Annotated in this window: 17 protein-coding genes and 3 pseudogenes; 18 read left to right on the top strand and 2 right to left on the bottom strand. The window is 45.5% G+C overall.

The window, feature by feature from the left end:
* Window positions 1-351: 351 nt before the first annotated feature.
* From ACO9K6_RS14895 to ACO9K6_RS14930, 8 genes and pseudogenes are all read left to right on the top strand, one after another.
* A complete protein-coding gene (locus ACO9K6_RS14895; protein ID WP_424768352.1) occupies window positions 352-1,161 on the top strand; it encodes a DUF1963 domain-containing protein in 810 nt (269 codons plus the stop codon).
* 234 nt (window positions 1,162-1,395) lie between these two features.
* Window positions 1,396-1,698 (top strand): hypothetical protein, encoded by a 303-nt coding sequence (locus ACO9K6_RS14900; protein ID WP_424768353.1) that lies wholly within the window; start codon window positions 1,396-1,398, stop codon window positions 1,696-1,698.
* Between the two features lie 172 nt (window positions 1,699-1,870).
* Window positions 1,871-2,395 carry a WGR domain-containing protein gene (locus ACO9K6_RS14905; protein ID WP_424768354.1) on the top strand — a complete coding sequence of 175 codons (525 nt, stop codon included), beginning with the start codon at window positions 1,871-1,873 and terminating at the stop codon, window positions 2,393-2,395.
* A gap of 207 nt (window positions 2,396-2,602) precedes the next feature.
* Window positions 2,603-3,109: pseudogene (locus ACO9K6_RS14910) on the top strand (IS110 family transposase); the annotation flags it as partial.
* A 195-nt stretch (window positions 3,110-3,304) separates the two neighbouring features.
* Window positions 3,305-3,595: a restriction endonuclease subunit S gene (locus ACO9K6_RS14915; RefSeq protein WP_424768355.1), complete on the top strand. Its 291-nt coding sequence runs from the start codon at window positions 3,305-3,307 to the stop codon at window positions 3,593-3,595.
* 793 nt (window positions 3,596-4,388) lie between these two features.
* On the top strand, window positions 4,389-5,561 hold the full coding sequence (locus tag ACO9K6_RS14920; protein WP_424768356.1) for an acyltransferase family protein: 1,173 nt from the start codon (window positions 4,389-4,391) through the stop codon (window positions 5,559-5,561).
* A gap of 820 nt (window positions 5,562-6,381) precedes the next feature.
* Window positions 6,382-7,962: a recombinase family protein gene (locus tag ACO9K6_RS14925; protein WP_424768357.1), complete on the top strand. Its 1,581-nt coding sequence runs from the start codon at window positions 6,382-6,384 to the stop codon at window positions 7,960-7,962.
* A 22-nt stretch (window positions 7,963-7,984) separates the two neighbouring features.
* Window positions 7,985-8,083: pseudogene (locus tag ACO9K6_RS14930) on the top strand (LuxR C-terminal-related transcriptional regulator); the annotation flags it as partial.
* Window positions 8,084-8,261: 178 nt separating this feature from the next.
* On the opposite strand, the pseudogene ACO9K6_RS14935 reads toward ACO9K6_RS14930, so the two are convergent.
* Window positions 8,262-9,818 (bottom strand): annotated as a pseudogene (locus tag ACO9K6_RS14935) (catalase); the annotation flags it as partial.
* Window positions 9,819-10,060: 242 nt separating this feature from the next.
* Here ACO9K6_RS14935 and ACO9K6_RS14940 point away from each other — a divergent pair.
* The 8 genes from ACO9K6_RS14940 to ACO9K6_RS14975 all read left to right on the top strand — a co-directional run bounded on the left by ACO9K6_RS14940 (window position 10,061) and on the right by ACO9K6_RS14975 (window position 22,318).
* Window positions 10,061-10,735 (top strand): tetratricopeptide repeat protein, encoded by a 675-nt coding sequence (locus ACO9K6_RS14940; RefSeq protein WP_424768358.1) that lies wholly within the window; start codon window positions 10,061-10,063, stop codon window positions 10,733-10,735.
* Entirely contained in the window at window positions 10,696-12,510 is a 1,815-nt protein-coding gene (locus ACO9K6_RS14945; protein WP_424768359.1) for a sensor histidine kinase, read from the top strand. Before ACO9K6_RS14940 ends, ACO9K6_RS14945 begins: the two co-directional genes overlap by 40 nt.
* A gap of 100 nt (window positions 12,511-12,610) precedes the next feature.
* Window positions 12,611-14,209: an SWIM zinc finger family protein gene (locus tag ACO9K6_RS14950; RefSeq protein WP_424768360.1), complete on the top strand. Its 1,599-nt coding sequence runs from the start codon at window positions 12,611-12,613 to the stop codon at window positions 14,207-14,209.
* The gene (locus ACO9K6_RS14955) at window positions 14,206-17,115 is read left to right on the top strand and encodes a DEAD/DEAH box helicase (RefSeq protein WP_424768361.1); all 2,910 of its coding nucleotides are present in this window, start codon (window positions 14,206-14,208) and stop codon (window positions 17,113-17,115) included. Before ACO9K6_RS14950 ends, ACO9K6_RS14955 begins: the two co-directional genes overlap by 4 nt.
* A gap of 9 nt (window positions 17,116-17,124) precedes the next feature.
* Window positions 17,125-17,316 carry a hypothetical protein gene (locus ACO9K6_RS14960; RefSeq protein WP_424768362.1) on the top strand — a complete coding sequence of 64 codons (192 nt, stop codon included), beginning with the start codon at window positions 17,125-17,127 and terminating at the stop codon, window positions 17,314-17,316.
* A 185-nt stretch (window positions 17,317-17,501) separates the two neighbouring features.
* Window positions 17,502-18,842, top strand: a complete 1,341-nt coding sequence (locus ACO9K6_RS14965; RefSeq protein ID WP_424768363.1) for an extracellular solute-binding protein — start codon at window positions 17,502-17,504, stop codon at window positions 18,840-18,842.
* A gap of 63 nt (window positions 18,843-18,905) precedes the next feature.
* Window positions 18,906-20,717, top strand: a complete 1,812-nt coding sequence (locus ACO9K6_RS14970) for a cache domain-containing sensor histidine kinase (protein ID WP_424768364.1) — start codon at window positions 18,906-18,908, stop codon at window positions 20,715-20,717.
* Window positions 20,714-22,318 (top strand): response regulator transcription factor, encoded by a 1,605-nt coding sequence (locus ACO9K6_RS14975; protein ID WP_424768365.1) that lies wholly within the window; start codon window positions 20,714-20,716, stop codon window positions 22,316-22,318. The genes ACO9K6_RS14970 and ACO9K6_RS14975 overlap by 4 nt, the downstream gene beginning before the upstream one ends.
* Window positions 22,319-22,416: 98 nt before the next feature.
* Here ACO9K6_RS14975 and ACO9K6_RS14980 read toward each other — a convergent pair whose 3' ends face one another.
* Window positions 22,417-23,556: a YfbR-like 5'-deoxynucleotidase gene (locus ACO9K6_RS14980; RefSeq protein WP_424768366.1), complete on the bottom strand. Its 1,140-nt coding sequence runs from the start codon at window positions 23,554-23,556 to the stop codon at window positions 22,417-22,419.
* Window positions 23,557-23,668: 112 nt separating this feature from the next.
* Between ACO9K6_RS14980 and ACO9K6_RS14985 the strand changes: the two genes are divergently transcribed.
* Both ACO9K6_RS14985 and pnpS read left to right on the top strand, forming a co-directional pair.
* Entirely contained in the window at window positions 23,669-24,652 is a 984-nt protein-coding gene (locus ACO9K6_RS14985) for a bile acid:sodium symporter family protein (protein ID WP_424768367.1), read from the top strand.
* 67 nt (window positions 24,653-24,719) lie between these two features.
* Window positions 24,720-26,498 (top strand): two-component system histidine kinase PnpS, encoded by a 1,779-nt coding sequence (pnpS, locus tag ACO9K6_RS14990; RefSeq protein ID WP_424768368.1) that lies wholly within the window; start codon window positions 24,720-24,722, stop codon window positions 26,496-26,498.
* Window positions 26,499-26,589 lie beyond the last annotated feature (91 nt).

Here is a 26,589-nt window from a genome sequence, read left to right on the forward strand (position 1 = left end):
TGCCCCGGCTACTGACAAATACACCACCAAAATATAAAGTGGTCAACCAGTAATAACTGGCTGACCTCATAATACGATGGGTAACGATAGTTGAACAAACAAGGAATAGTTTGCTACGGCAGCTGCTCCTTTCTTCGGTTAACGAATAAGTATGAACGTTTCAAATAAATAGTAATTGGAAAATAACTGCTTTAACATATGATCCCGAGAGTATTTAAAGTAATGATTTTGAAAGGTAGGGTAATGACATTGAACGTATTTAAGAAGGCCGCTGCATGCATCCTATTACTCATCTCATTAACAGCATGTAATGACGGTTACTATGAGAACTTGAATGAGGAGAGCCTAATTATGACTGATAAGACGTTAGAGCCTTCTATGGAAGAAATACGATTGATGTTAGAAAATGCAGGACTCGGTGGATATTGGGAGAAATTAAAACAGCATATTAGACCAGGATTCTATATGGTTCCAACGATAATTGACGAGGAGAAAATTGAGGTTGGAACTAGCAAAATAGGTGGACATCCTGATGTACCTTCTACATTTAATTGGCCTTCTTGGAAAGACCATCATATGTCGTTTCTCGCTCAAATTAATCTAGAAGAGTTCCCAATGAACTCCGTTGATTTGGAATATCCAACAAGCGGGATCCTATATTTCTTTTATGTGTACGATTCAGATCTCTATTATGACGATGATGCCTACGATTCCGATTCCAGGAATAACAATGTTGTCTATTTTGCAGCTGAAACTTCAGATTTAATAAGAATGGAACCGCCCAAAGATTTAATGGAATCCCAAATTTTCAAATCAGCCCTTATCGAGAAAAAGATTGAATTGACGATTCCCGACGGTGATTATTTGGACGCGAATAAACTTATAAAAGACAAAGGTGATTTGGAGAAATACTCTCTTGAATTTAGATCTAATTTCTTCGAAACCTATGATCAAGGGATCGGTTATCGTTTTTTAGGTCACATGACACCACTTCAATTCGGAGGCCATCCGAGCGACGAAATTCTATTATTTCAAGCTGATTCAGACGATGAGATTGGGATGGAATGGGACTTGTCTGGGTTATTATATTTCTTTATGGAGAAAGATGACTTCAAAAAAAGCTTTTTCGAGAATGTCTATACAAGCCGTGTAGGTACATAAGAAGTATTCATTGCCTCATTAAGCAAAAGTGTTAACGATAGTTAAATAACACACAAGGATGAGCAGACACTGCGGTGAGCTGCTCATTTAATTAAGCTAACGGGCAGTTTAGCGCAATGGTATATTAAAGCTTTGGACTTAATCGTTGGATTTCTTAGGGGGCAAATTAATGGACTATCTAAACACAAAACGATTGTTAATCTGGAGAGGACTTCAAGAAGGTGTAAGTAGGTAATGAAGGACATCATAAAGTTCTTGGTTGCAATTTTACCCTCTATTCTAATAGTTTGGTTGCTACTTGAGCTATATCCATATACAGGATTAGGGAGAATAATCGCTTTACCAATGATTTTCATAATAAATACTGCCATTATTTTAATTGCAATGGTAAGTATGAAAAGTATAAGAAAAAATCGGCACCCCGTTATTTGGATTTTAATCGTCCTTTTAACAATAATTATTTCAGTCGGTTTTTACCCTCAAGATGGTGGACCACATGTTATCAAACTAATTTGGGATAGCGTCATCGGATATTAAGCTAACGGGACACGATAGCACAGCGGTGGAACCGATCCATCGCTTATTTTGTATTGCTGGAAATCCGCTCAGCTAACGGGCAGTTTAGTTCCAATATGTGTTTATATTTTCGGCTGTTTTTTTATCTAAAAATAAAGGGTAAATAAGAGAAGTATGAAATGGGGTATTTGAATTGATTAAATTGATTAAAAAAGAGACCCAAATGCAATATTGGGAAGTTTGGGAAGATGGAAAAACTTTAATCGTACATTTTGGAGCCGTTGGAAATACAGGAGAAACAGAAGAAATAAAGTTGTCTTTGACTCAAAGGGCAAAAAAAGTGATGGAGAAATTAGCAGAAGAGAAAATAAAAAATGGATTCGAAGTTCTGGATGAAGATAGGCTGATTCAACTTGTTGTTCAGTACAGTTATGAAGAAGGAGAAATGGAAGCAACATTAACTAAAAGACATTCTGTTGAAGATTTAATGAATGAATGTTTAGGCTGGACTGGAAATGGTGCTTGTGATGGTGGGGATATTGGCGGTGGAACGGCTAATGTTTTTAACTATGTTTTGGATGTGGAAGAGGCATTAAAAGCAATACTTGAGGTACTAACACAGAATAATCTGCTTGAAAATGTAAGAATAGCCTACCTAAATGAAAACGAAGAATACATTTCGCTATATCCAGTTGATGCTTCTTTTGACATTATGTAATTGAGCTAAAGGGAGACGATAGTTAAATAAAGGAAATTAACGAGGCTGCCGCGAATATGTACGGAAGCCTCGTTAAGCTAAAGGGCAGCATTCCTATTATGGAGAAATACGAGATTTGAGAAACAAAAAGACTCCTTGGTATGATGTTGATGGGTCCACGATGCTGGCCAGCGACCGGACCCAAAAACAAGCCAAGGAGACTAGAAGATGAATTCTACTCAAAATGAACGTATTAATCAAATTACTTCTTCTACCTTAATTATCGGTATCGACATTGCAAAATTCAAACATGTGGCTCGAGCACAAGACTACCGCGGAGTCGAGTTTGGGAGACCCATTACTGTTGAGAACAATCGTGAAGGCTTTGAAATGTTCGTTAGCTGGTTCAGAAAGATTGCGACGGAGCAAGGGTTCCAGGACACCATCGTTGGTATGGAACCGACCGGTCACTACTGGCTGAACCAGGCCTATTTTCTAAGAGAACATCACATTACGTGCGCTGTGGTTAATCCGCTCCACGTGAAGAAAAGTAAAGAGTTAGATGACAATTCGCCAACCAAGAACGACATCAAAGATGCTAGAGTCATCGCACAGCTCGTCAAAGACGGAAGATACGCCGTACCTCATCTTCCCCAGGGCATCTATGCCGAACTAAGGGAAGCGATGAAAATTCGCGACCATCTGTCGACTGATCTGCGCATGGTGCAAGGCCGTAGACCTGGGCATTTTCTTAATAACGAGAAAAATGGAGAGGCTCAACCATACATGGTTAGCTTCTTTTCTCATTTTATGTGATTTTGAATCTAACTACTTACATTATCTGGGTAAATCTTATCTTTAAATCATGTTATTCAGTACGCTACTGAGAATAGTAGTGGAATTAATCTACCAAGGGTATCGCCAAAGGCTATGAACCGACTTCCTTTTCCACTCCCGCCGCTTAATGAACAAAAAAGGATTGTTGATAAAGTTGAAAGATTTTTGGATAGAATTAATCAAGCCAAGCAATTAATTGAAGAAGCTAAAGAAACATTTGATCTTCGTCGAGCAGCAATTTTCGATCAGGCTTTTCGTGGTGAGTTAACGACGAAGTGGCGGGAAAAAGTTCAATGTGAGGGTTCTGCAAAATCATTCTTAGATAAAATTCATTTGAAGAAACAAAATAATCAAATGAAAAAAGCAGTCAGTAAAACCAATTAAAATATCTGAACCCTACATGTTACCTGATGGATGGAAATGGGTCTTACTCTAAGAATTGATAGAGAAATCGACTTACGGGACATCAACAAAAACAAGTGACGATTTCGGAATCTTACGGACACAGAGACCCTTATTTCACAATATTTCATGCTTTTGGGCTTCATTACGAGGAAATAGTCCGATAGTATTTGAGCCTAAATTTCACAAATAACGGCTTCTGTATCCATTCGAGTGAAGCCTTAATAAGTCCAGCACTGATTATTGAGTTAAACCATATTAATAAGAAGAAATAAATTTTTCAAAAATGAAAAAAATGTAACTAAGAGCAGACCACAACTGTTTGTTCATTTTAATAAGGTTAACAATCTAAAAAAGACAACTCGATAATGTATTATTGGGAAAAAATCACTTTAAAACTCACTAATTATGGTAATAATGAGCAAGCTACATTAAGTGTGTAGAAGTGACATGAAAGCAGATTTAAACCTACATAAACTGGCTGGACTCTTTTAAAAGAGATTAAGGTTTATTGTTCTTTATAACGAATGGTGTTATACTTATCCTAAAATTGTAGGAGGGCGATTAAAAATAGTTATTGGTTTAATGGGTATAGTATTAGCAGCAATCTTTTTCTCTTATTTATTTATCTATACTCCAAAACCAAGTGACAATTATCCTTCTGATATTGGAATTAAACAAAATTTACTGACTGGTAAATTATATATTTATGATCGTGAGAAACATGATTGGGCAGAATACGTGCGATTAAATTAATAGGAGATTGGGTGAATTAATGACAAGTCGTTATGAAGAATTGGATTCACTAAGGGGTTTAGCAGCGTTATCTGTGTTTTTCTCACATATGCTTCTTATATTTAAAGGGAGTTTATTTTCTACTTTACTTTTTGAATACGGTCCATTACGATTCATGGTTGCTGGAAGTGAAGCAGTGACACTTTTTTTTGTCTTGAGTGGATTTGTCCTATCTTTACCTTTTTATTCAAACAAGAAATCTAACTACATTACATATGCGATTAAGCGTTTTTGTAGGATATATGTACCGTACATTGCAGCAATCATGATTTCACTGTTATTTTGGAATATGTTTTATTCGGGAAAGATATCAAGTTTTAGTGATTGGTTTAATGTAAATTGGTCATACCCTTTAAATATTAGTTCATTAATAAATCATTTATTGCTCATAAAAACTTTTACAAGTAATCTTAATAATGTGGTATGGTCATTGGTACATGAAATGCGAATATCGCTTATATTTCCATTCATCATGTTTTTATTGGTAAGAATGAATCTTAAACAAACTATTGGTATGGGAGTATTACTTTCTGTTTTAAGCTTAATTTATGCCACTGTAACTAATGCTCCATTTATTGGAACAGAATTATATGCCACTGTACATTATACATCTATCTTTATTCTCGGTGCATTGCTAGCTAAATATCGATATTCAATAACGAGTAAGTTATTAAATATACAAACAAAGTTTAAGATTTGTTTGCTTTCCTTCGGTTTTATCTTCTATCTTTACGCTCATCCTTCATTTATACTCAACATTGTATTTCATGGTTTTAATCCGTATTATCGGACAGTAATTGACTCATGGTTTACTGCATTCGGAGCATCAATTATTATTGTATTTTCAATTTCCTCTGCTCGGTTCGCTCATGTTTTAAAAAACAAGGCAATAAATTATATTGGCAAGATTTCTTATAGCCTATATCTTACTCATCTTGTAGTGTTATTTTCCTGTATTCATCTCTTACATGGAGTAATACCAACTTGGGCTATTTGTTTAGTTGTTTTGGTTTTAACTTTTGTTATGTCTAGTAGTATGTACTATTTAGTAGAAAGACCATCTATGAAATTAGGTAAGAACATATCTCGAATACTAAGCCTAAACAGCAAACATAAAACAATCGCAACTTCACCAAACACTAAATCATTATAAGACGACTCAAATAATCAAAAATTAGCTTTTTTCATGAGTACGTTTATTACGATTGATAGTCAAGCACTAGTTTTGGTTATGAGCCGAAAAAAATGCTGAGTATATTTGTTATTACATTAATAGCTCTTACGGTAGAAGTTTATTGCTCTCAATGGTAATTCAACAAGTTGGTCAGGCAAACATCAATGCCTAGAAACTAGCATCATTAATTATACCGCTCCCACCAGAAGAGGAACTCATTGAGATTACACGTGTAATAAATTCTTTAATTGATAAAGAAAAATATGTTATGCATGCATTGAATGCGGAAAAGGAGATAAATAATTTAGTACAATCTACCCTCTCATTAGCTTTTCAAGGAAAGCTTGGTACAAATATCGAAAGTGAAGAAAGTCCATTGCAATTGTTGAAAGAAATTATGTGAATTGGTTAATTACAAAGTAATTAGCACCTAAGCTATATGGAGCTAAACCATCATATTTCTTAAGAACAAGGCCTCCCTTTACTCGGGAGGCTTTTTTGATACCCCATCAATATTAATCTTTTTCTCAATCAGTTAAGCATGAGGAATTATTTAAAGAAAGCTAACCTGTCCCCCTGTAATAGGACAATCTCAACATGAAATAGGCATTACAACGAGGTGATGCCTATGCACAAACTACAATTCAAGATTATCTTTAAGGAATCTGATTCAGATATACCAATCCAACAGATCATTGACGAGTTGGTGAGAGATACCATCAGAAAGGTGCTCACCCAGTACGCTGATACAGGCTATAATGTTGATAACGAAAAGGATCAACGTTAGGTGGTAATACTTATGAACCATGATGTTACAGCGATATATATTCGGGTATCAACGACCAAGGCCTCTCAAAAAGACAGTCCTGAGCATCAGAAAGGCTTATGTGAAGAAAAAGCTAGGATGTTGGATATGGATGTTCATTATACCTACGAAGACCGTGACACGGGTACCTCCATCGTTGCAAGGGAGGAGATCCAGAAGTTAATACAAGACGCTCAAAGCAAGCATTTCGGCACTGTAATTTTCGCCTCACTTTCGCGTTTTTCTAGGGATACACTCGATTCATTGAATCTTAAGCGAATACTTGTTGACGCATTAGGCATCAGGGTCATTTCAATTGAAGAAAGCTTTGATTCATTAAAAGACAATGATGAATTGAAGTTCCAAATCATTTCTGCTGTGAACCAGAAAATGAGTGAACAGATTAGCCTTTCTTCTAAACGCGGAATACGTCAATCGGCATTGAAGGGGAATTTTACTGGCAGTATTACTCCGTACGGCTACAAAAAAGTTGTACTTGGTAATAGGAAAACTCTTGTGCCAGATGAAGATACAATGCAAGTAGTAAAATTGATTTTTGATTTGTACACAGCTCGGAAGATGGGCGACAAAGCAATAACGAATTATCTAAACAACGAAAGTGATATACCTTCGCCCAAGGGTGGGGTTTGGGGCATTACAACCATCCAAGTGATTTTGAAGAACGAGGTATATACAGGCGAGAACGTCTTCAGTAAATATGAAATAAAAAAAGTGTACAACGATATCAACAACTTGACAGACAGAAGCAAAAAACAAGTTCAACGAGACAAATCCAAATGGGAGAGATCAAACGGGAAAACACATGAAGCGATCATTGATGAAGAAACATTTCTACTCGCCCAGGAGATTCGGCTTAAACGCGGCGGTGGAAAGCGCGGAGGGGTAAGAAATAAAGTCAATGTGTTCGCGGGTATGATTTTTTGTAAGCATTGCGGTGCTTCTATGGTAAGCTGCAAATCCAAAAGTAGAAGCAAAAATACGAACGGTAAGGAATACCGTCATTTGATTTGTTCAACTAGAAGAAGACAAGGGGACAAAGGATGTAACAATAACTTGTGGGTTCCGTACTTTGACTTTCGAGATGAGTTAATATCAGATGTAAGCATTAAGCTTAAACGAATCATCGACGCTGAATCCATTACTAACGACTATAAGGGTAAAATCGTGAAAACAAAAACCTATGACAATGAAAAGGATATTAAGAAAATTGAGAAGGCCATTGAGTCAGCTCGTAAAATGCTATTCGAATTAAGAAAACAGAAGATGCTCGAAGAAATCGATAATGAGCAATATCTTTATGAAAAAGAGCTGTATGAAAAGGAGATCGCGTCTAATCAATCTAAACTCGTTCAGTCCTCTGCAAAGGCCGCTGAGGAAGTAAATATCGAGATCATTTACGATGCCATAAGAACTGCTTTAACTAAACTGGCTGAACTCACGTTCGATCATATGGATGAGATGAGACTTGTATTATCAAAGTTGATTGAGAAGGTAACAGTAAGTAAAGACGGCGAAGTGGAGATTTACACGCCGTTAGGACAATTGGAAGCTTGAATCATTCCTTTTATTATTATGTGTTTCAAAACACATCATGAATGTCATGCAGAAATTGAACGTAAAGGGTCGTTCGCAGGCGGTTGTCGAGCTAATCAAGCTTGGGGAATTACAAATCTGACATAGCCAGAAATCGGGCGGCATAGTGATATGCTGTCTTTTTTTGTGTCATTTTACAAACCGTAAGCACGAATGTGTTTACAGCAAGAGAGTAACAAGTGCTTAAGAGCTGCTAGTGCAAATAGGTGCTTACAAAAAAAGCAGAGAAACAGCTCTCTGCCTTTTATCCTCAATACAATTCAATACCCGTCGGTCGAATGGCCAAGCTCTTCGGAAAGCTCCATGCCTTCGTTGGCGGGATTCGTGCCGACATGGCTGCTATCCTTAGTGCGCAGATCGGCTTGCTGCAGCCCTTCGGCTACTAGCTTCCCGTATTCGGCATCTGCATGGGTAAAATGCTGTACCATTTGATCTCGAATAATGGTGCTGCAGGTGCTTAGCGCCCCTACTAAATTTTCAATCAGCTCATCGCGTTCCCATTTTTCCAGCTTGCGATAGGTTTCGCCAGTCTGCTTGTAATTGTTCTGGCGGTCGATTGGCTCGCGGACCAGCTTGGCCGAATAGGAGGGCTCATGAGGCTTGCCGGAAGGAGACGCCTCCTGAAGGCCTCCAAGTACAGAGGGCTCATAGTTGATATGCGGATTTTGTCCCGGAGCGATATCAACATAGAAGGCCATCTGACCGTCTCGCTGATTAGTAGCAACCGGCTTCTTAGGCGCATTGATCGGCAGCTGCAAATAGTTGCTTCCAACACGGTAGCGCTGCGTATCCGAATAGGAGAAGGTGCGTCCCTGCAGCATTTTGTCGTCAGAGAAATCGAGTCCGTCGACTAATACGCCAGTGCCGAAGGCTGCCTGCTCTACCTCCGCAAAATAGTTTTCCGGGTTTTTGTTCAAAACCATCTTGCCTACTGGCAGCATGGGGAACTGCTCAGGGTCCCATAGCTTCGTATCGTCAAGCGGATCGAAATCAAGCTCCGGATGCTCATCATCGCTCATCCATTGTACCTGAAGCTCCCAAGCGGGATGATCGCCTCGTTCGATTGCTTCATACAAATCCTGTGTGGCATGATTGAAGTTTTTGCCCTGCAGCTGCTCGGCTTCCCGCTGCGTCAAATTGCGGATGCCCTGCAGCGGTTCCCAGTGATATTTCACCAGCACGGCTTTGCCTTCCGCATTCACCCATTTATATGTATTCACGCCGGACCCCTGCATTTGCCGGTAATTCGCAGGAATTCCCCATGGCGAGAACAGGAACGTAATCATATGGAGCGATTCAGGAGACTGGGAGACGAAGTCGAAGAAGCGCTCCATGCTTTGTACGTTCGTAACGGGATCAGGCTTGAACGCATGGATCATGTCCGGAAATTTTAAGGCATCACGGATAAAGAAGATTTTCAGGTTATTGCCGACCAAATCCCAATTGCCGTCCTCCGTATAAAATTTCGTTGCGAAGCCCCGCGGGTCGCGAAGCGTCTCCGGTGAATGGGTTCCGTGAATAACGCTTGAGAAACGAACGAACACAGGTGTTTGTTTACCTGCTTCTTGAAACAGCTTCGCTCGCGTATATTTAGAGATAGGTTCATTTCCAAGCTTGCCGTAAGCTTCAAAATAGCCATGCGCCCCTGCGCCTCTGCCGTGCACGACACGCTCGGGGATGCGTTCACGGTCAAAATGGGAAATTTTCTCGATATAATGATAGTTCTCCAGCGTCGAGGGACCACGGTTTCCGATCGTTCTTATGTTCTGATTGTCGTGGATAGGATGTCCTTGCCGATTGGTTAACGTTTGATCTGACGTTTCTTTGGATGACATGATGCTTAGCGCCTCCATCTTCCTGTAGATTTTTTCCGACTCGTCTAGTATGATATTAAATTCCAGTTCTTATTCGAACAGTAGAATCGACATTTATTTATTAACTGTAGTGACTCTTAATGAAGTGGATTTTATGGTATGATGGAACTATATGCGTGCATTCCCTAATATGGGCATAAGCTTGCGAAGCACACTTGCTTTCGCAATTTTTTTGGGAGGATGAGATGTTAAAATTAAGTCTTGTGCTTTTTTTGGCGTGGATATTCGGAAACCCATTTATTGCGATCATTGTTCTGCTCATTTTATTCTATGCCCTGGATCGCCGCTTTGTCGGGCTGTCGCCAAGCTTCATTAAACCATTGAAGCGATTATCGAGAATTAGGAAGCTGAAGCAGCATACACAGTTATCGCCTAATGATGTATCCGCCAAGTTGGAGCATGCGCGTCTCTTAATAGAAAGAAAGAAGTATAGCGAAGCATTGAAGTGGCTGGAGCCGCTGGAGCATACGCTTGAGGATTCGGCAGAATATTGGGATGATCTCGGCCTAAGTTACTTCTATTCAGGAAACTCAGATCGCGGAGTAGCATGTATGCATCGTTCGTTGGAGCTTAACCCGCGTGTGAAATATGGAGCTCCTTACTTACGCCTTGCCACACATTATTCGAAAGCTCGTACAGATCAGGCGCTGTCTTATATTCGTGCTTTCCAAGAAATCCATTCCTCCTCCTGCGAGGCCTACGACCGTCTGGCTGCCATCTATAACCTTATGGGTCAGAAGAATGAGGCGGCGCGTGTCGTCGAGGATGGCCTTCGAATCTATCGGACATTACCGCGATTTAAGAAGCGGCAGGAGCGCAAATGGGCGGTTCGATTGCTTTTCAAAAAAATAATAGGATGAAAATTAGACAGAAGGGCAAGATGTGGGAGATGCAGCGCAATATTTGGCTTATGGCGATCGGAATTATCGTCGTATTAATTTTAATTAACAATTCAGCCTACTACTTTTTAACGAAAAAAACGTTAGAGGATTCCTTCAATGAGGAGCTGCTCGAGCATGCCAAGCGGCTGGAAATATCGCTCGAGCAATCCAGGCAGGGGGCAGAGCTGTTTCAGGATCAGATTGGGAGAGAGTTGAGAACGGCTTCGATTGCAGCACAATATGCGCTTGATCCAGATGTGGAGAAGGTAACGAACGAACAGCTGGTTGAGCTGAGCAAGAAGCTGGGGATTAGCCATATTACCCTTCTCAAGAGACTTCCCGACGACATTGTTTTATACAAATCCTCAGATGATTCCCAGCTTGGCAAGAGCACAAAAACGTGGGAGCCGTGGTATGAGGTATTCAATCAGCTGTTCGATGAGAAGAATGCATCCGTAGATTGGTTAGGGCAGACGCTTCCAAATTTCTGGAGCGGTCCTTTTGAAGTATCATCGACGAGGCTGGACCAGGTTAATAAGTGGGGCTATTACTACGACGGCGCGACGAATTACATAACGGATCCTTACGTCGGCTACGAACGGCAGGAGGAATACGAGAATGCCACTGGTGTTCATCGGATGATAGAGAATTCCGTGCAAAGCAGCGAGTCACTGCTGGAAATTGCTTTTATTAATCCGGAAACATTCCCAGACGGAGAGCAAACGATTCATCCGAATGGCGATGTGCAGGGTCACAAGGTTCAGGAGCCGATATTTTACGGCTCTTACACCATCAAGTCGGAGAAGGACACCGAGCTGGTACGACAAGCTTATTTCTCCAAAGAAACGGTCACGCTAAGAGAAAATATTAACGGCAAAGAAATATTCAAAATGTTTATCCCCGTGTTCGCGACGGATAAAGGAATTAATATTACCGATCGAGACGGCATCCCGATGGACAGCTATGTGCTGTCATTAACCTCCGACTACCATATTATTCAGGAAAAGCTGGACTCGCAATTTTTAAACCTCGGACTTATCATTATTTTATTGACTGGTTTAAGCTTGCTGATTGCGGTTGTAGCGATGAGGTACTACAGACAGTCGCGCGATAAAGTCGTTAGCGTTACCCAAGAAACGTATGTGGAAGAAATCAATCAGCTGTTCCAATCGATTCGCGCTCAGCGACACGACTTTTTGAATCATGTGCAGACGATTCATTCGCTTGCGGAGCTTGAGAAATCGAAAGAGCTGGTTGCCTATACGAAGGAATTAACCGGAGATATCAGGCTGATGAACGACATTATCAACATTGGCAACCCGGCTATTGCGGCGCTTGTACGTTCGAAAATATCCCAGGCGGAAAGCCATAGGATCCAATTTAGCTGCTCCTTTACAGGCCTCAATATGCAGGAAATGGGCGTGAAGACACTGGATGTCAATCGTATGCTCGGTAATTTGATCGATAATGCTTTTGACGAGGTGCTTAAATATGAAGAGGACAGGCGACATGTTACGCTGATCGGCAAACAAACGGCTGATGATCTGGAGTTTACGATCAGCAATTCCTGCGAGCAAGCGGATGAGATCGTAACGAAGCCGCTCTTTGAGTCGGGCTACTCCACGAAGCAGCAGGATCATCAAGGCCTGGGGCTCTCGATTGTGAAGTCCATAGCTGAGCAATACAAAGGAGATATATTTGTCATAGCGGAGCCGGCGGGCAAGCTGACCTTCACTTTGAAAATTCCGCTCTAAAAAAAGAGCTGCGCCATGCCGGCCGAATTCTATTCGGTGGCATGGCGTTTTTTTTGTTATAATAGAAGGAATGTACATTGTTCGGAAAGGAAGCGGGTGAATGTCTGAAATGCGCCTTAATGAAAAGCTGTATGCGGCCTTTGAGCAGCAGCTGAACGATCATGCGTCGATTGCGATTTTGAAGCGCGGCTGGAGCTACTATACGGAAGGCCATGTGAACAGCGCGAATGCGGGTGGTCATGAAAATATTTATGGTGTTGTGCAAGGCTCGGACCTCTACGCCGTTATTCTAGATGGGGGACATTTTAGGTACAGCTCCTGCACCTGCCCCTACAACGGATTTTGCAAGCATATGGCTGCGGTCTATTTCCAATATTGCAGTCAGCAGGAAGGCGGTCATGAGCAAGCGGAGCGAGCTTATTTCCGGCTGCTAGGCCTCTCGGCTGCAAGCAGTCTGCTTAAGACGACACAAGCTGAACGTCCCGCACCGGAGCTTCTTGAAGCACCTGGCGATTCAGCAACGGCTGAGGAGTGGCTGGCATGGATGGATGCCAAGCACGGTGAGGTATGGCAGAAATGTCGTCATTCTCTTCATGCTCTCCAGCCAGTTCTGTCCTCGTTGAAAGGCTTGTCCAAGGATTGGGAGAAGCCGATGCAGCGGCTCCACTGGGCTGCCGCGATCCTATTCGTATTGGAGCAAGCAGAGCGAGCGATTACAACGGTAGATTCCTTCAGCAGATATTATCATGAAATGTCGTTTGCTCGCATGGCCGAGCCATGGGTTGAGCATTTGTATACGCTTATAGCAGAGCTTACACCGGGTGCGATGAATGAATTGGAAGAGGCGTGGTCAGACGTGCTGGTTGCGCGCGTGAAGAAGCGGGCATCAAGCGCTGAGCAGCAGCTCTTTGAATGGGGCTTCATGTATTTGGCTTGGAGCGAGAAGCTGTCGGAGAACCGCGGCTGGCACGAGCGGGAGCTTAATTCTATGCTGGATTGGGTAGAGCGCGGCGAGCAGCCGGACGGTAACCAGGCGTTTTACCATATGGCGATTGCGATGATGTATTTTTTTGACAAGCAGGATGAGCTGGCGATTCATCATTTTGGCCGGACCAGCTTTGATCGATCACAGCGTGTGATGTATCCATGCGTGGCGCAGCGGATGGAAGAAGGAAAATGGGAGCTTGTGCTGCAGTGGATGAGCTTCTTGTTCGAGCACGTAAGCAAGGTGAAGAGCGGACGCACGGTTGGACCGTTCATTACGCTCTGCCGCCGGGCAGACCAGGATCGTCCAGACCTGGACATTTGGACCGAATATATGACGCGGCTGCTGCCGTATTCCTATACAGAGCTCTCCGATCATTGGCTTGACCAGAAGCGTTATGACGAATGGGCTGATCTTCAAATTTTGATCGGTTCCCGAATTGAGGATGCAGGCGCTCATGCACTGCGCGACATTGCCAAGCAGGCGCCGCGTGTGCTGCTGCCGCTGTACCATCAATCGATAGAAGCATGGATTCAGACACGTAACCGGCAAGGGTATCGGATGGCTGTTAAACAGCTGAAGAAGCTGGAACGACTCTATAAAGCAGATAAGGATACGCCGAGATGGGAGCATTATATTAACGGTCTAGTTCGTAAGCATCAGCGTTTGAGAGCGTTTCAGGAAGAGCTGTGGAAAGGGAAAATTGTAACATGAGAGCATTCGTAGGCACACGTAAGCTTGTAATAGACGGATTTTGGAATGAGGAGGAGGGCGAAGCTTCGCTCTTGATGAGCGCTCTTGACCGGAAGGACGCGGCGGATGGAAGACTTCGCTCCCTGCTGTTCGCGTGGCATAAAGCTTCCTGGTACGGTGCAGAGATTGAAGAAATGAACTTAGGCGAGAGAAAGCTGTTAAAAGTGCCGCCTCTCCTGGCTGTCGATTATTTATCCTCGCCGAAGCCTGTACGTCTGCTTCAAATAGAGTGGACAGCGCGGTTAGCTGTGCTGCAGCATATGGCAGAGCAAATAAGAACAGCACTGATAAATGGCTGGTTCCTGCCGGACTTCGAAGGGTGGACAGACGACAAGCGCAGCTGGAAAATGGCCATACCCGAGCAGGAGGAGCAGTTGAACCGCCAATGGAATGAGACGGTGCGAGACGCTCATGCTAATGGAGATCATGGGATTGAGCGGTGGCTAAGCAGTGCAATCGAGCAAATGCTTGCCGAATATGAGCAGTCTGCACTTGCTTGGCGGGATATAGGCGCAGCTTCGGGCGAAGCTGTATTGAGGCAGAAATCCACCTATGAGGAGGATTGGCTCATTGCTATCGGACTGCGAAAGGATACATTGCCTTTCCGAGTTGCGGTCCAACTGGTCGAGCCGGGCGATGTTGGCGGCTGGCGGCTTCGTCCTGTGCTGCAGGACCGTGATGGCGGCGAGTGGCTGCCGATTAGGAAAAACGGTCGGCAGAATGGTTGGGAAATAGATGCCAATGTCAATGATGAGCGATATATTCCTTCGGCCTGGCTGACTCATTTGGATGAAAAGCTGGTGAAGGAGCAGCAGAAGTGGATAGCTGCTCTGCCAGAGTGGACAGCCGCAGATGATGACGGCAGGCTTCGGGAGGAGCTGTCCGAGAATGAGGCTTGGCAATTTCTTGAAGAGGCAAGCGTTCGGCTGCTTGAGGCAGGCTGTCCAGTGCTGCTGCCTAGCTGGTGGGAGGCTGTTCGCTCACGCAAGCTGAGATTAAAGGCGAAGATGAAATCTTCCGTAGGTTCTGCGGCGCAGCCCATGTTCGGGCTTGATCAGATCGTACAATTTGATTGGAAGCTTGCGCTTGGCAATGTGGATCTGTCGGAAGCGGAATTTCTCCAGCTTGCGGAGCAGAATCGTCGTTTGATCAAGATCGGGGAAGAATGGGTGCATCTCGACCCGCAGGACGTAACTCAAATTAAGCAGTGGCTGAAGCGCATGGGCAAGAAGAAGGGCCTGTCGTTTCGTGATGTGCTTGAATTGCACCTTCGCGGAGGCACGTCACTTAATGAGGACAGTGAGCTAGAGTCGGATTGGCGAGCCGAGGTTGAGTTGAACGAGCATTTAGCCGCTTGGCTCGAGCAGCTGCAGCAGGTCTCGCAAATTCCGCTTGTCGATGTTCCGAAGAGCTTTCTCGGTGACCTTAGGCCTTATCAGCATCAAGGGGTATCATGGCTGCTGTTCCTGAGGCGCTTTGGCCTGGGAGGCGTTCTAGCGGATGATATGGGACTCGGCAAAACGATTCAATTCATGGCTTATCTCATCTATATTAAGGAACATAAGCTGCAAGCAGACGGTCCTTCGCTGCTCATATGTCCGACTTCCGTAATCGGCAACTGGGAGAAGGAGCTGGAGCGGTTTGCCCCAACACTTCAGGTCATGCTCCATTACGGAAGCAAACGCGACAAAGGCGAGGCGTTGAGAGAAGCAGTGCAAGGCGCAGATCTCGTGATTACCTCGTATTCGCTCTCCCAGCTCGATGAGGAAGATCTGAGCCTGGTCCACTGGGACGCACTTTGTCTCGATGAAGCGCAAAATATAAAAAATGTATATACGAAGCAATCCAGCGCCATTCGCCGATTGCCGGCGAATCACCGGCTTGCGCTTACGGGTACGCCGATGGAGAATCGTTTGACCGAGCTTTGGTCCATTTACGACTTCATTAATCCGGGCTATCTTGGCAATTTGAATGAATTCCGGCAAGCTGTTGTGAATCCGATTGAGAAGACGCGCGATGAGAGCCTGATCAGCGGTCTGCAGCGCTGGGTGAAGCCATTCATGCTTCGGAGAGTGAAGAAGGATCCATCGATTCAGCTGTCTTTGCCGGACAAAAATGAAACGAAAACCTATATGACCTTAACGGCTGAGCAGGGAGCCATGTATGAAAACCTGGTCGCTGATCTGCTCGAAAATCTGGATAAATTAGGTCCTATGCAGCGAAGAGGTCTCATCCTTGCTGCGCTCACAAAGCTGAAGCAGCTATGCGATCACCCGGCTCTGCTGGCGAATGAGAGAAGTACGGGTTTATGGGATATCGAGCGATCGAATAAGGTCGCGAGACTTCTGGAAATGTGCGAGGAAATTGCGGCTGAAGGGGAGCGCTGCTTGATCTTTACTCAGTATGTTGAGATGGGTCATCAGCTGCAGCGGCTCCTCGAGCAGCATCTCGGTATGTCTGTGCCCTATTTGCACGGCGGCGTAACGAAGGTGAAGCGCGATGAGATGGTCGAGCGGTTTCAGAATTCGGAGGAGCCGTGCAGCGCCTTCGTGCTATCACTAAAGGCAGGCGGAACAGGGCTTAATCTGACCGCTGCGAATCATGTCTTCCATTTTGACCGCTGGTGGAACCCCGCAGTAGAAAATCAAGCGACTGACCGTGCGTTCCGGATTGGGCAGACGAAAAATGTTCAGGTGCATAAATTTATTACGCTCGGTACGCTCGAGGAGAAAATTGATGAAATGATCGAGCGGAAGCAATCACTTAACGATCAGGTTGTCGGTCAGTCGGAGCAATGGATAACAGAGTTGTCCACGGATGATCTGCGGGAGCTGTTCTCCCTGCGTAAATCCTGGTTAAAGGGATGAGGGATATAAATGTCTGATACAAGCCTGCGAGCAAAGCAACATAAACTTGGGCTAGGTGGCGCATCCACTGATGAGAATAAGGATAGCCAGCTGCCAATTGATGAAAAAACGGTTGTCAATCCTCATTTGGATGGCGCCAATCAAGAGTGGAAGCGATTTTACGAGGTTATTAAGCAACTAACAAAGGATATGCGTGACTAATACGCTGAAATGTGATGGCCTGCCAAGGGGGATTCGTGAGGCAGGCCATCCGTGTGTAGCCATCATTCAAAAAAAGAGAATAGTATCCCTTGCAGCGTATAATTTTGGCCTCCTCTCGCAATAAAGGTAAAGCATATAATAAAGAGAGAGGCAACAAGCAACACCACAAATGAGGAGGTTCTCGCATGGGAAAAAGCTTTACTCTGATTGCCGCCCTTATGGTTGCTGTAATACTGCTTGTATCCGCTTGCAGCACCACAAGCTCCGAGGGCACGGACAAGCAGGCCGAAGCCGTTGGGCCCGCTAATCAGGCAAAGGAAGTAACGCTTTCTCTCCGTCATACTCAAATCAAGGAAACAAGCAAAACACGCTTGAAAATTTTAGAGGATGTCGTCGCAAGAACAGAGAAGGAAAACGAAGGAGTGACCTTCAAGCTGGAGGGCATCGACGAGATCGTTAACCGCGACCAGAAGCTGAAGGCAGAGATGGCTGCAGGCAATCCGCCGGATATTTTTGAGGTTTTCGGCGGCGCTGACTTGAAGCTGTATGTAAAAGCGGGGCGAATGCTTGATTTGACTCCGATTATTGAAGAGCTTGGCATCCAACATCAATTCGCAAGCTTGTCCGAATTTACGATCAACGGCAAGGTTTATGGCTTGCCCTTTGGAGGCTACAGCGAGGCTATTTTTTTCAATAAGAAAATGTTCTCCGAGCTTGGACTGGAAATACCGACGACCTGGGAGCAATTACTCGATATTGCCGATAAAATCAAGGCGGCAGGCTATACGCCCTTCGGGCTTGCCGCGAAGGATGCTTGGGTAAATGGGATGTTATGGAACTCGGTGATGGAGCGTCACGTCGGGATGGACGCGCTCAGTAAAGTAGTCTCCGGAGAGACGAAATGGACGGATGAGAGCTTTGTTAAAGGCTTTGCCAAATATGCCGAGCTCGTCAATAAGGGATATTTCACGGAGGGGGCGCTCGGCCTGGCCTATGTGGATCAAGGCGCCCAATTGCTCTCCGGCAAAGCCGCTATGGTATTCACCGGATCTTGGGATGCTAACCGATTCACAAGTGAAGAAGCGGGTGCGCTGAAGGGACAAATCGGTTATTTCGCTTTCCCCGCTATCGCTGATGGCGCTGGAGATCAAACCTCGATCAACGCTTCCTATTCGAATGGATTCGGCTTCTCTTCTAACCTTAGCGATCATCAGGTGGCGGTCGTCAAACGATTCATTGCAAATTTTTTTAATGAAGATATTCAGAAACGCACTCTAATTGAGGACAAAATGCTGCCTTCTATGAAGCTGACCGATCTGTCAGGCGTCGACCCGTTAATTTCAGAGGTTTTAACCGTTATGGCGAACGCTTCTAGCTCATGGCCGGCATTCGACGCGATCACACAGCCGGCTGTAACCGCAGAGATCGGCTTTGGACTCCAGGAGCTGATCGGCAAAGTGAGCACGCCCGAGCATGTAGCTGCCAAAATTCAAGCTGCTCAGGAGAAAGCGAACTCTGCGCAGTAAGCGGCAGACATGAGCATGAGCTATGACGAAGTAACAAAGCGATAAGGAAAGGAGACCGACCCATTGAATCTGCGACCTAAGCTGATGCTGGCCTTCATTCTTCTCATCATTATCCCTATGATTGGGCTTGGGATCTTCTCCTTTATCAATTCGGAGGCGCTGCTGGAGAAAAAATACAGCGAGCAGACGGAAATTTCACTCAAGGCAGTGGGAGGCAACATTCGATATTTCTTTCGCGAGCTGGATCAGCTCTCCGATGGCAATTTGACCAGCCCGGAGCTGCAGGATACGTTAAAATACAGCACCTATTCCTCAAACGATGCCAGGACGCAAATAAAAATCAATCAAGCGGAAAAGGAAATGAACCGCATTTTGTTTCAGCATCCGGCGGTTAGCTTCGTCGTGTTATATGCGAAGGATGGGACGATGTTCCGTACGTTCCGGAATGATCCGACGACCTTCAGACCTATTTCCTTCGATTTGCTGCAGCAGCATTCGACCTATAAGGATGTGCTGAACTTAGGAGGCCGCCCGCTTTGGATCGGTCCTTACGAGCAGCGTGTGCTGACAGGCGTCCAGCCGCCGCTTCTTACGCAAATGAGGCTGGTGAAGGACATCGAAACGTTTAACGACTTAGGCGTGATGGTGACCCAGTATAAAACCGAAGAGGTTTACAGCATGCTGAAGGCCTTTCAAAACCCGAGTGCTGACGGCGAGGATACAAGGTATGTCATTGTGAACAAAGCTGGGCTTATACTCCTTGACAGCCGCAAGGAAATTGAAGGGCTGAACATCAATCATTATACGGATGCGCAGCCTCAAGCTACAGTAAGCTATGCAAGCTCACGAGAGAGCTTTGAGGAGGTCGACAGCCTCGTATCCTCTTATCAATTGGATCGTAATGGCTGGGTGCTTATTTCCGTGAAATCCTGGAATTCGCTTACGAATGAGAATGTAAGATTCGTTCAGTGGATCGGGATGATTACCGTGATGGGAATACTTTCGGCTGTGCTGTTCAATGTTTTTTTCGTGAATCGCGTTGCGAAATCAATCATTAAGGTTGTTCGTAAAATGAGGCTTGTGGAGCAAGGGCTGCTCGATATCCGAGTCACCGCGCAGGGCAGAGATGAAACGGTACTGCTTGCTAACAGCTTTAACAGCATGGTCGAGCGTATCGGAAATCTTCTTAGCGAGGTGCGAAGAGAGCAGGCCCGCAAGCAGCATGCGGAGATGATGCTGATGCAGGCACAAATTAAGCCTCATTTTCTGTTTAATACATTAGAATCGATTAATGCGCTCGCAGCGCAAAACGAAGGCGCAAAAATAATGCTCATGGTTCGCAGATTAAGCAATTTGCTGCGCACGAGCATGCATCATTCGGAGGAAATCAGCATACGTCAGGAAATCGAGCATGCGCGCAGCTACCTGGAGATTCAAAAATACCGTTTTGAAGAGCTGTTCTCTTATGAACTGAACGTTCAGGAGGAGGCGCTCGAATACACCATCTTGAAGCTCACGCTGCAGCCGCTTGTAGAAAATAGTATCCAGCATGGATTTGAGGGCTATGCGGATGGTGCTGGCGTCATTTCGATTGAAGTTACTGCGCTGCCTCAACAAATTGTGATCATGATTCAAGACAACGGGGCAGGCATGAGCGAGGATGTCCTGCTGCGATTGGCGGCAGGCATGAATCCTTCAAGCAAGTCGTCAAGTGAGGCAGAGCTTGGAGAGCGAAGAGGGCTTGGTCTGCGAAATGTAGCCGACCGCCTTCGCATTCATTATGGACCAGCATATGGGATTTGGATATGCAGTCAAGTGGGCAGCGGGACCACAATCCGCTGTGTTATTCCAAAGAGCCGAGGTGAAGAACGATGACCGGAAAAGTGCTTCTAGTAGACGATGAGGCTCATATTACGAGAAATTTAGAGAAGGTCATTCCCTGGGAAATGCTTGGATTAACCGTAGCAGGCGTAGCTAAAAACGGTGTTGAGGCGCTGGAGCTGATGGAGCAGATCAGCTTCGACCTGCTGCTGTGTGATATTCGTATGCCAGTCATGGACGGTCTGGAGCTGGTACGGCATATTCGCGACAAAAGCTTAAACTGTGACATCATTATGCTCTCGGGCTATCAGGATTTTACGTATACGCGGGCGGCTATCCAATATGGCGTAAATGATTACGTTCTGAAGCCGATCCCGTATGACGAGCTGACAGGGGTCATTGCAAGGGTCATGGCGACTCAACGGAACAAGCAGAAGCAATTGCGGGAAGAGCAGCAAAAGCTGGGGAGGATGATCGACCTTGCCAGCGAGAAAATACTATATGATATTATCATGGATTATACGGACGTGACGGGTGACAATTGGCTGCTTGCAGGCCATGAACAGCTGTTCGAGCAGCAGCAATTTGTCTTGATCGTGCTGGATCTCGATGTCAGTTCGGAGAAAACAAAGGATTGGCGTGACTGGTCGGACAAGGAACGAAAGCTGTGGAATTTTGCTGTCTGCAACGTGCTTCGCGAGAATCTGCATCAAGGCGGGCTGCATCATGCTGTCATCCAAATACGAGATGGGGAATGGTGTGTTCTAATTGAAAGCGAGCAAACGGCCGCCTTTGATCTGGAGGCGATACGAGGGTGGGCCAATATGCTGCTTACTGCGGTCAATAATCATGTGAAGCTATCCTTGATTGCCGGCATCTATCGCGATTATGCTGGCGTTGTTGATTTATCGCAAGCTTATAAGCATGTGCAGCAGGGCATGCAGCTTACGCCGGTACATGACATCATTACCGTCTATCCTTCGGAGCGGCAGAAATCCTCACAGGCGGATCAAGCTTTCTGGGACACGGCGGAGAAAATTATCGGTGCGGTTAAGCGCGGCGACTCAATCGCGGTTGATCATGAGCTTCAAAGCGTGACAAAGCAGCTGCTGCAAATGAATGAGCTTTCCCTCAATCGCGTGAAGCCGCTGCTGCATTTTTTCGTTCTGCATCTCATGCGAGAAATAAAGGAGATGGGAGTATTCACGAAGGAGCAGGAGGATATGCTTTGGCGCAGACTTGATCGGCGCTTCGGCATTAAGGATTTGTTGTCTGTCATTCGCCAGGTAACGAACACGGTGTCGGATAAATCGATGGATAAAAAGAAGCAATCAGAGCGTTCAATGATGGAGGCAAAGACGTTTCTGGACCGCAACCTGTACCGCGATCTAAGCGTAGAGGAGACCGCGACACATGTGGGCCTCAGCAGCTCGTATTTCAGCCTGCTATTTAAGCAAACCTTTGGTGAAACGTTCATTGAATATGTAACCAAACAGCGGATGGAGCGGGCAAAAATCATGCTGACGGAGACGCCTAAAAGCGTGGCACAGATCGCGAAGGAGGTCGGTTATGCGGAGCGGCGGTATTTTACGAAAGTATTTATGAAATATACAGGTGAGAATCCGACTGATTACAGGGCCAAATCGCCGAGCTAAACGATTCGAGCTGCTGATCTAGCGAGCAATAGGGCGGTCCCTCCAGTAGTAAAATCTGCGGGAGGGACCGCCCTATATTCATGGGAATGGGACTTTTATTATCCAATTAAATTGGAGTAGGTCAAATCGTGCAGAATGTAGGCAAGGAAAAAAATAACGCAAGGGTTCTCGTAGCGATGCTGGATTTTGACGAGCTGGTTGTAATAAGTGTCTGCATAATGGGGATTGTTGCGCATCTCCAGGCTTGCCTTGATTAAGGCATCTAGCTTATCGGCGATGTCGACCATCTCGCCAACCTCATCATCGGATTTGCTGTGTACGATGTACTCGATCATGTCCGGATGGAAGAAAGCGGGCAGCTTGCTGATCATCGTTTGCGCCGTTTCCTGCTCGTACAGCTCGAAGGCGCGTTTGATATTAGGATTATTATGTTTAAAATTGCTTACGACATCGCCGGACAGCGCCTCGGGCAAGTCATGAAGCGTTGCTTTTGCCAGCAGCTTTAAGAGATCAATGCTTTTGCTGCCGAAGCGTTCAATTTCAAGAAGGCCATTAAACAAGGCCAGCGAAGCGACCCGGAACGAATGTGTGGCATCATTATCGGGAACGAGATTGTAGCTGCCATTCCAGCGTTTGACCGTATCCAGATTGATAATGTATCCAATAAATTCGTATAAGCCTTCCTTCTTATCGTATTCCTCCAGCAGCCAGTCGACCGATTCAAGTCCTTTAGCCTGCAGCGCTTCTCTCAGCTCCAGACGCTTGGCTTGGAAGAACGGATTGGTGTCGCTCAGCGATTCCCTGTGGCAATACAGGAAAGCATCCAGCGTATCGATAGCATCTACCAGACGGCCGACATGCGTATCATCCTGTGCGTTTACGATAAAATCGAATGCGGCAGGCTGTAGTGATTTCGATAAATAAGAGACGATTTCCTTGCTAAGCGCCGTCTCGTAAGCTCGTATATGATCCATGACGAGCGATTCCTTCTTCGTGACATGCTTAATAGAACCTGTTCCCGTATTGTTCAGATCCCCCCATAGGCATCTGGCGAGCAGCTTCAGCTTATCCAGCGGATGGTTAAATACTTTCTCTTCGATGATGCCGATCAAAATGGACAAGGCCGCGCAGCGGAAGCTATGGCTTGCCGCATTATCCTCAAAGCGCGGGGCGTATTCGCTCCATCTGGGTACATATTGCATACGGATGATGGTGCTTGTGAATTTGCCGTTCTTCATTCCTTACACTCCCTTAGGCAGCTTCAAGCCGAAAACCGCCGTTCATCAGTAAGACTGTCTATGCTATTATAAAGCTTATGTATGAAAACGACTAGAAGAGGTAATGAGGAAAATGGGTATACGTGAGTTTGGTTTGACCTTCAATCGGCAGTTTGAACGGTGGATGTTTATTATTATTCCGGCTTCATTGGTACTTGGTTTTGTATTTGCTTCGCCGCTTGCGCCATTCATTCAATCGGTTCCGTATTTGTTCGCCTATGTGACGCTTACGATGGCCATCGGCTGCGGCCTTGGCCAATTGCGCGCGGTGATGCGCAGACCAGGCATTATGGGGCTTACTTTTATTATCGCGCATGTTCTGTCTCCGCTTGCCGCATATGGACTCGGAACGCTTATTTTCGGCGCCGGTTCACCGTACGTGGTTGGTCTGGTGCTTTTCACGATCATACCGATTGGCGTCTCTACGGTGCTCTGGGTCGGCATGTCGGGCGGCAGCGTGCCGCTTATGCTGGCGATGGTGGTGCTGGATTCGGCGCTTAGCCCGCTGATCGTGCCTGTCGGCATTCAATTGTTTTTTAACTCAGCCGTCGAGGTGAAGGCTGGGCCCATGATTATTGATTTGCTAATCATCATCGTGCTGCCGACCATCATTGGTGTTGCGCTGCATCAGCTAAGCAAGGGACGTATTCAAGGTTTCGTCCAGCCTGTCGCAGCACCGATCTCGAAGTTATGCTTCGTTGCTGTCGTAGCCCTTAATGCATCTGCAATAGCTCCTCATGTGGAGCAGCTGAAGGAGGACATGCTGGTGCTTGTTCCGCTTGTTGTCGTTCTCGTAGGCATCTGCTACGCTCTTGGCTATATAGGTACGATCCATTTGCGTAATCATGAGCAGCAGGTGACCGTTTCTTATGCAACGGGTATGCGCAATATATCGCTTGGCATCGTGCTGGCGCTTAGCTATTTCAGCCCGCTTGCGGCTGTGCCGGTCGTATTGTCGATCCTCATTCAGCAGCCCATTGCAACGGTTCATCAATATATTTTACAAAAACTTTATAAAAAGAAGTCTGGCGAAACCGCTGTACGGGATGTACGATGAAATTTATAGTTTGCACGATGAAGCATTCGCTGATAACGCGTAATTACTACGTTAGGGAGTGAAAGGTATGAACAGCTTTCGGATGAGGCTGACGCTTATTATGATTACGATGATTGCCTTATCGGTTGGCGCGGCAGGCTTATTCATGGCAAATTCCTTTAAGGTTAATCATATCAATGCGCTGGAAGACAACATGGTCCGTGAAATGAATATCATTGCAGCGAAGATAGAATGGAAATCAGGCGATTTGACTAAGCTCTATGCTTATTATACGAATGAGGCGAAGGAGCTTAAAAATTATACGGGAGCTCGTGTGACGTTTATACGCAGCGATGGCGTCGTGCTTGGAGATTCAGACTGGGATCCGAAAAGTATGGATAATCACCTTGGTCGAGTCGAAGTGAAGGAAGCAATCGAGAGCGGTACGGGGCGAGCGATTCGGGCAAGCGGAACGGCTAACCAGAACAATATGTATGTAGCGATACCGGTTGAGACAGCACCGATTCAGGCGCCCAAAATCATTCGGCTCTCGATGAGCTTAAAGGAGGTTGACGAGAGTATACGTCAACTAACGCTGGTGCTCATCGTCGGGTTGCTGGGGCTCTTCATCGTTGCCGCATTCATCAGCTATCGGATCGCTTTAGGCTTGACCCGCCCGCTGGAGCAAATAACAAGAGTTGCGCAGCGAATTAAAAATATGGATTACCAGGCAAGGGTAAAGGTATCGAAGCAGGATGAGATTGGCGAGCTTGGCCATGCGATCAATGCGATGGCCGACAGTCTTCAAGTCCAAATGAGCCGTATTCAGCAAAACGAGAATCAGCTTGAAAGCGTCTTGAATAACATGATTAACGGTATCGTTATGATTGATAAAAATGGAAAAATTGTGCTCATGAATAGACGTGCGGAGCTGGTGCTGGGCTTCTCCGCACGCGATCTTGTCGGCCGGCATTACGCGGAGGCGAAGCAGCAATACGAGCTGTCCCAAATGATTCAGGAGGGCCTTACAGGACAGCAGCATTTGCGTGAGGAAATTACATTCTACTTCCCGGAGGAGAGACTGCTTGAGCTTAATTTGGTGCCAATTCATCCGGAAGGGAATGAGTTCGCCGGCGTGCTTCTAGTGCTGCAGGATGTCTCGGCCATCCGAAGGCTGGAGCGGATGCGCAGTGAATTCGTTGCGAATGTATCCCATGAGCTGAAGACGCCGATCACTGCGGTTAAGGGCTTTGCTGAGACGCTGCTCGGAGGTGCAGTCGATGATCCAGAGACAGCGCGATCGTTCCTGCAAATCATTTATGACGAGAGCGACCGGCTTAACCGTCTGATCGGGGACATTCTTGAGCTATCGAAAATCGAATCGCGCCGTATTCCGCTCGTGCTCTCACCCATCGAGATGGATACCTTCATAACGAAGTCGGTTACTCTAATGGAATCGGAGGCCGCCCGCAAAAACATCGAGCTCGGCATGAGTATAGAGCCTGGTTTGTATGTCGAGGCTGACGAGGATCGGCTTCGTCAAATCATAATGAATTTGCTTTCCAACGGCATTAACTATACGCCGGAAGGCGGCAGGGTATCGCTTAGCGTAGAAGGGATCGGCGATGATTATATACGCTTTCAGATTAGCGATACAGGCATCGGAATTCCGAAGAAGGATTTGCCGCGTATCTTTGAAAGATTTTATCGTGTGGATAAGGCCCGCTCGCGCAGCTCAGGCGGGACAGGGCTTGGCTTGTCGATCGTCAAACATCTTGTGGAGCTGCACAGAGGCACGATCTCGGTCACGAGCTCTATCGGTATCGGAACGACGTTTACGATTGAGCTTCCAGTGATACAGAACTGAAAAAGATTTACCTATTATTCATGAACCATGATAAACTTATTGTAAAATGTTTAATTATTAAATAGCAGCATCCGCATGCTGGAATTCGCTT

This window comes from Paenibacillus praedii, from assembly GCF_049725345.1.
Taxonomy (GTDB): Bacteria; Bacillota; Bacilli; order Paenibacillales; family Paenibacillaceae; genus Pristimantibacillus.